We start from the raw sequence: 4,615 nt of genomic DNA on the forward strand, positions 1-4,615 counted from the left end.
ATTCCACGGTGCCCTCGCACAGTGCGAACAGGGTGTCGTCTTTGCCACGGCCGACGTTCTCGCCGGGATGGAAGTGGGTGCCACGCTGGCGAACGATGATGTTGCCGGTGATGACGTGCTCGCCACCAAAGCGCTTCACGCCAAGTCGCTGGGAATGAGAGTCGCGGCCGTTACGGGTGGAGCCAAGACCTTTTTTATGAGCCATGAGTAATCTACCTACCTTCTAAACTAACTAGCCGATGCTCTCGATCTTCAGACGAGTGTGGAGCTGGCGATGGCCGCGCAGCTTCTTGTAGTTCTTGCGCTTCTTGAACTTGAAGACGAGGACCTTGTCGCCCTTGAACTGATCAACGATGGTAGCAACAACCTTGGTCTTGCCAGCCTCAGCCGGATCGGCAACAACCTTGGTGCCGTCGACAACAGCGATAGCCTGCAGCTCAACCTTGTCGCCAATTTCGCCCTGAAGCTTCTCGGTGACGAGGATGTCGCCAGCAGCAACCTTGTACTGCTTGCCACCAGTCTTAACGATAGCGTACATGTATGTTTCTCCTTGGTTTTGCGAGGCTCACACGAACCTCTACGTTTACTTCGCTTGCCGTTTGTACAGCGCACGTGAACGGTGGGAAACGGTTACCGCCAAGTCGCGCCAATACAGCAAACTCCGCTATTATACGCCGCGAAAATCGTTTGACAAGAGGGGTTTTGTGGACTCGTCACAAGTTTTCCTCTTCACTCGGCTTCCGCAGGCGAGGGCGGCTGCGGGGCTGATAGAGGGCGTCGGTGTTCAAATTTGCCCTTCATTTCAAAGCTAAACACCGCCAAGCAGGCGCATAGCGAGCGCAGCGAGCGATAGCCTGCTGTGCCCTCTATCGGGCCCGCGGCCGCCCTCGCCTGCCCCTCGCGCCGCTTCAGCCAAGCAACGGCTAGTGCGCTTCGGCCCAGTTCTCGCCGCTGCTCACTTCGGCGATCAGCGGAACCTTGAGCTCCACAACCGAATCCATGACGCTTGCGACCATGTCGGAAAGGCGCTGCACCTCTCCCGCCGGCACGCTGAAGTCGAGTTCGTCGTGCACCTGCAGCATAAGTTTCGCCTCAAAGCCGTCAGCGACCAAGCGGCGCTCAACCTCGTTCATGGCGAGCTTGATGATATCGGCCGCACTGCCCTGCATGGGATGGTTCATCGCCGTGCGCTCGCCGAAGCTGCGCTGCATTTTGTTGTTCGCCTTCAGCTCGGGAATATGGCGCTTGCGGCCGAACATCGTGGTCGCGAACCCGCATTCCTTCGCCTCTTCAACCGTCTCGTCGAGGTAGGCGCGCACGCGCGGATAGGCCTCGAAATAACGGTCAATCATATCTTGAGCCTCTTTGAAACCGATTCCCAGGCTTTGGGCCAAGCCGAACGCCTGCTGGCCATAGACGATGCCGAAGTTCACGGCCTTCGCGCGGCTGCGCAGCTGCGGTGTGACCTCTTCCACGGGAATGCCGAACACGCGCGCGGCGGTGTTGGCATGGAAGTCGGCGCCCGAGCAGAACGCATCTATCAGGTGCTCGTCGCCCGACAGATGCGCAAGCAGGCGAAGCTCGATTTGCGAGTAGTCGGCCGAAACGAACACGTCGCCCTCGCGCAGAGGCACGAAGCAAGCACGCACACGGCGGCCGAAATCGGTGCGCACGGGAATGTTCTGCAGGTTCGGGTCGCTCGACGACAAACGGCCCGTAGTGGTGACCGTTTGGTTGAAGCTCGTGTGCACCAAGCCGTCGATGCGACGCATGCGCGGCAGGGCGTCGAGGTAGGTGGACTTCATTTTCGCGAGCTCGCGATAGCGCAGCACCTTGGCCGCGATGGGATGCACGTCCACGAGCTTGCCGAGCGTTTTTGCGTCGGTGGAATAGCCGCGCGAGTTCTTCTTGCCCGCCGGCAACTCGAGCACTTCAAACAGAATATGGCCGAGCTGCTTGGGCGAATCGACGTTGAATTCCTCACCCGCAAGCTCATGAATCTCGGCGCGCAGCCCCTCGAGCTCGGTCGTGGTTTCCCGCGCCATACAGGCGAGCTTGTCGACGTCGATGCGCGCGCCCACGCGTTCCATTTGCGCGAGCGTCGAGACGAGCGGCAAATCGATGCGCTCGTACACCTCGAGCGAGCCGTCACGCTCGAGCGCCTCGCGCAGCGCATCGACCAAACGGTGCGCGACGAGGGCATGTGTCGCAGCCTGCGCTCGCTCGTCTTCGCACTCAGGCAAAGCCGCGCCCAAATACGCGTCGCACAACGAGCTGTATTCGTATTTCGTGACATTGGAATTCAGCAGGTATGCGGCCAAACCAATGTCGAAGAAGCGCGCCGCATGCATCTCGGATGCATCGACGAGCGCTTCTTCCGCGGAATCGACTGGATAGATCTCCTGCAGCGCGCGCTTGCAATCGAGCGCGCAGAAATGGCCCGAACGCACGATTTCCGCAAACGTCTCGTGGGCATCTTCGCCCTCGAACATGAGCACCGAATCGGGCAGGCCGACGAACAGGCGGTGCGGCTCGGCAAACAAGCTTTCCTGCGCCTCAACAAGGAATTCCACGCCCAGGCACACGCCATGCTCCATGGCGGTTTTCAACGCGTCGTGCGCGTAGTCGCCCACGACAGGCGCCAAGCTGGGCAGCTCGAGCGCGGCGGGCGCGGCAAGCGATTCGTCGGCACCGGCAAGGGCGAGCACCTTGGCCAAATGGGCATTGAAGCGCACCTCGCCAAAAGCCTCGGCGACCTTCGCGCTGTCGAAATCGGGGAATTTCACGCCCTCCAAATCGAGGTCGAACTCCACATCGCGCACGATGGTCGCCACGCGGCGGCTCGTGTACGCGTCTTCCTTATGTTCGGTAAGGTTTTGCAGCTGCTTACCCTTGAGCTTGTCGAGGTTGTCGTAGATGCCGTCGATGCTGCCGTAGTTCTGCAGAAGCTTCGCGGCGGTCTTGTCGCCAATGCCGGGCACGCCGGGAATGTTGTCTGACGAATCGCCCTTCAGGCCCAAGAAGTCGGGGAACTGCGCGGGCGTCACGCCATAGCGCTCCTCGACCTCGGCGGGGCCGTAAATCGCGACATCGGTGATGCCCTTTTTCGTGGTAACCACATGCGTGCGATCGGTTACGAGCTGGTAGACGTCTTTATCGCCGCTCACGAGCAGGGTTTCGTATCCCAGCTCTTCGTCGCGGGCCGACACCGTGCCCAGCACGTCGTCGCCTTCCCAGCCCTTCACGCGAATAACGGGCACGTTCATCGATTCGAGCAAATGCTCGATGACGGGGAATTGCGCCTTGAGCTCAGCATCCATCGGCGGGCGCTGGGCTTTGTACTGCTCGAGCGCCTCCATGCGGAATGCCGGACGTCCAGCATCGAACGCGCATACCACAGCATCGGGGCGAGCCATTTCGTAGAATTTCAGGAACATGGACAAAAAGCCGAACGCGGCATTTGTGGGCGTGCCATCGGGCGCGTTCATCGTGGCCGGCACCGCGTGGTATGCGCGATGCATGAGCGAATTGCCGTCGATTACGGCGATTTTCTTTGGCATAATACGTCCTTCGACCGGTTTCGGCTGCTTGTGCCGCGCACGTTGGCGGCATGAGGTTGTACTTCATAAAGTATAGCCCGTGCGGCCCCTCGAAATCGAGAAGCACCCACAACGCGCAGAAACGCGCCCAATGCCCAAGCGAAGGCATGCGCACTCGTCGCTTCCTTCAAGCCCCGACTTGGAAGAAACGGAGCCACCTATGCTCGCCTTACATATATCACTGCCCATCGCATGCTTTTTTCTCGCGTGCGCAGCCCTGCTCGCATTCGCCCTGGCGTTTCGCTCGCAGCTGCGTGAGCGGTTCGCAAGAGTGCTCGGCCGCGCGCGCCCCATCGTAACCATCGCATGCGTGCCCATAGGCTTTTGGCTGATGGAGGCGCCGTACAACACCATATTGAACCAGATGAGAATCCAATGGATGGTTTTAGGCCTCGTGGTTTTGGCGTTCATATACGCCGTGGTGTACTTCCTTGGACAGCGCACGAAGGGCGCCATGGTCGCGTTTCTTGTGGCATGCTTCGTAAGCGGCGTAGCCAACCATTTCGTCGCGCAGTTCAAAGGCCAGCCTGTTCTGCCTTCCGATGTGCTCGCCATTCACACCGCGGCGTCGGTCGGCGGCGGCTACGAATATGCCGTCGACAACACGCTCGCATTCTGCATCGCCGTGATGCTCGCCGCATTCGCGGCAATTACCGTTGTGCCGAGCGCCTTGCACACGCGGAAAGCCGCCATCGCGAACACCGCCCTTGGCGCCTCAGCCCTTGCCGTGTGCTGCGTCGGTTTCTCGACGGTCAACATCGAAAACGACTTGAACGTCAACGTCGACGTGTGGAGCAGCCTCGATTCCTACCAGGCGCAAGGATCGCTTTTGTGCTTCGCGCAGCGTTCCCAAAAGATCTCGCCGCACGAACCCGAAGGCTATTCCGAAACGCACGCCGCCGAACTTCGAAGCCAAAAAGCCATGGCGGAAACCGTCGACGAGCTCATCGACAACCCCCGCGTGGTAAGCGCCGCCGAAGCCACCGACCCCGACGTGCGCCCCACCATCATCGTCA

The 4,615-nt window shown here is 60.2% G+C and carries 3 protein-coding genes and 1 pseudogene; 1 reads left to right on the forward strand and 3 read right to left on the reverse strand.

Annotation, left to right across the window (positions count from 1 at the left end):
• The 3 genes from rpmA to polA form a co-directional block, all read right to left on the reverse strand.
• On the reverse strand, positions 1–205 hold a 205-nt coding region (gene rpmA, locus ACWI8T_RS08240), incomplete at its 3' end, for a 50S ribosomal protein L27 (protein WP_449138593.1).
• A gap of 27 nt (positions 206–232) precedes the next feature.
• Entirely contained in the window at positions 233–538 is a 306-nt protein-coding gene (rplU, locus tag ACWI8T_RS08245) for a 50S ribosomal protein L21 (RefSeq protein ID WP_114615419.1), read from the reverse strand.
• A gap of 385 nt (positions 539–923) precedes the next feature.
• Complete coding sequence (gene polA / locus ACWI8T_RS08250) at positions 924–3,560, reverse strand: DNA polymerase I (protein ID WP_449138594.1); 2,637 nt, start codon at positions 3,558–3,560, stop codon at positions 924–926.
• Positions 3,561–3,759: 199 nt separating this feature from the next.
• Between polA and ACWI8T_RS08255 the strand changes: the two are divergent.
• Positions 3,760–4,615 (forward strand): annotated as a pseudogene (locus ACWI8T_RS08255) (LTA synthase family protein); the annotation flags it as partial.

The sequence above is a fragment of the Slackia sp. genome (genome assembly GCF_977041755.1).

Coding starts and splice junctions, on each gene's coding strand:
- rplU (WP_114615419.1), bottom strand. CDS start 538: ATGTACGCTATCGTTAAGACTGGTGGCAAGCAGTACAAGGTTGCTGCT.
- polA (WP_449138594.1), bottom strand. CDS start 3,560: ATGCCAAAGAAAATCGCCGTAATCGACGGCAATTCGCTCATGCATCGC.